Raw genomic sequence first — 1193 nt, 5'->3', positions numbered from 1 at the left:
TGTAACCATCCCGTAAAATAGGTGTATTCCTGATTAGAGTTCTCCGTCGTAAACTATGTATGAGGAGAACATCGATGAAGAAATCGCGTTTTACAGAAACACAGATTGTTAAAATACTGAAAGAAGTTGAAGCAGGACGACTGATGAAGGAAGTTTGTCGTGAATACGGCATTTCTGATGCGACCTACTACAACTGGAAAGCAAAATATGGTGGCCTGCAAGTATCCGATGTAAAACGTCTAAAAGAGCTTGAAGAAGAGAACCGTCGTCTGAAACAGATGTATGCTGAACTGAGCCTTGACCACAAAATCCTGAAGGATATTGTCGAAAAAAAGCTGTAAAGCCAGCTGTGCGGCGAGAGTTGGCCGATTATGCAGTAAATACCCATGCAGTAAGTTTACGCCGTGCTTGTCGGGTTGTGGGTATCAGTGACTCGGTTTATCGATATAAACCTGATAAGCAGCGTGATGACAATGTGATTTTGGCTCTGCAAGTAACATCTGAACGCTATCCGGCATATGGCTTTAGCAAATTGCTTAAAGTGTTACGTCGCCAGGGCCATAGCTGGAACCATAAACGTGTTCATCGCGTGTATTGTGAACTGAAACTGAATATACGGCGGAAAGGAAAAAAGCGGCTTCCGAACCGTTCTCCCGACCCGTTGTGTGTGCCAATGGCCATGAATCAGTGCTGGTCTATGGATTTCATGTGTGATGCATTGATGTGCGGGAGACGCTTCAGGACATTTAATGTGGTAGATGATTTTAACCGCGAGGTACTTGCGATTGAAATCGATCTCAGCTTGCCAGCACAGCGAGTAATTCGAGTATTGGAACGAGTGGTTGCTTGGCGGGGATTGCCTGCCAAATTACGCATGGATAATGGTCCTGAATTTATCTCAAGCGCCTTGGCCGATTGGGCAGAACAACATCAGATTCAGTTGGAGTTTATTAAGCCCGGCAAACCCACACAGAATTCATTTGTTGAGCGATTCAACAGGACCTATCGTACAGAAATATTGGACATGTATGTATTTAAAAATTTACACGAAGTCAGAGAACTGACAGAAAAATGGATGAGGGAATACAATGAAGAAAGACCACACGATTCACTGGGTGATTTAACGCCATGGGAATATTTGGCTAAAAAACAGGCGAAAGACTCTAATTTAGGCTGCCACTAAAAATGGGATG

Annotated in this window: 1 protein-coding gene; it reads left to right on the top strand. The window is 43.7% G+C overall.

Annotation, left to right across the window (positions count from 1 at the left end):
* Positions 1 to 74 precede the first annotated feature (74 nt).
* Positions 75 to 1183 (top strand): IS3 family transposase gene (locus tag ELY11_RS12290; protein ID WP_233579874.1). Its coding sequence is split into 2 segments (ribosomal slippage): positions 75 to 327 and positions 327 to 1183, totalling 1110 coding nucleotides; the frame shifts between segments, so codons are not numbered across the junction.
* Positions 1184 to 1193 lie beyond the last annotated feature (10 nt).

The sequence above is a fragment of the Legionella septentrionalis genome, from assembly GCF_003989745.1.
In the GTDB taxonomy this organism is placed as follows: domain Bacteria; phylum Pseudomonadota; class Gammaproteobacteria; order Legionellales; family Legionellaceae; genus Legionella_A; species Legionella_A septentrionalis.
Note: the sequence above shows the minus strand (reverse complement) of the source record. Positions and strands in the feature narration are given on the sequence as shown.